Genomic DNA, 911 nt, shown 5'->3' on the forward strand with positions numbered 1-911 from the left:
CCAACAGTGGTTTGTTTGCCGTCACTCACATAGCCTAATAGATCGGATGCAACTAAAACATTAAAGGCTGGTCCATAGAGATTGATAGTCGTGTTTTTGTTAGCTATCCCGTGCACACCTTGTTGTTGAAAAGAATACAGCATATTCCCCAATGTCATGCTACCGCGACTATGGGCATAAAGTTCTAACCCTGTATTACCATAGCGAGACATCAGATCTTTTGCTTCTTGTGTTGAATTGGTCAAACCCCAAAAGTTATTTTCCAGTAACTTCTGATACCCCGCTACCAGAAGTTCTGAGAGAGCCGTATCGGCTTGTGGAAACACCACAAAATAAAGCGGTTCATTTTTATTAACAGCATGTTGCTCGGCATAAACAGCAGCTTCCTCTGGGGGTGTAAAGATGCCATTGAACGACACATGCACCTTGCCATCAGAACCGGCTTGCAAATGTTCCTTCTCCTCAGCCGTTAAAGAATGAGATTTCGGAATTTTTTGTCCACGAGCGTTTTTGATATACTGTCCATTTTTATCTGTCTTATAGATGATATGTCCCTGTTCATCACGCTCCACCACGGCGATGGGATGTTCTTTGATAAACATGGTTTTGTAAGCTTCATTGCTAACTTTAAACCCTTCTTCCAGCAATTGTGTCGCCATTTCACGGTTTTCATGGACGATTTGTTCCAGCTTGGCAACATCAAGCTGTTGTACCCCCTTATGGGCGTTGGCAGTATCGCGGTTAAGGGAGGCGATTACTTGTTCCACATCTTGCCCTGTCAACGCCTTTTGCTCAACCTCATCTGTCAGGATGATGGTGCCATTGCTGATAGCAGCTTTGGTTTGCCCTTCCTCTGAATCTTTGGCTTTTGCATGATCTAAGACATTTTTGGCGATGTTTTTCGCAAGACC

General features: G+C 43.9%; 1 pseudogene. It reads right to left on the reverse strand.

Annotated features, from left to right (window positions below):
• Positions 1–911 (reverse strand): annotated as a pseudogene (locus tag ACFINZ_RS10165) (filamentous hemagglutinin); the annotation flags it as partial.

Source organism: Bartonella sp. AA81SXKL, assembly GCF_042196945.1.
Lineage (GTDB): Bacteria > Pseudomonadota > Alphaproteobacteria > Rhizobiales > Rhizobiaceae > Bartonella.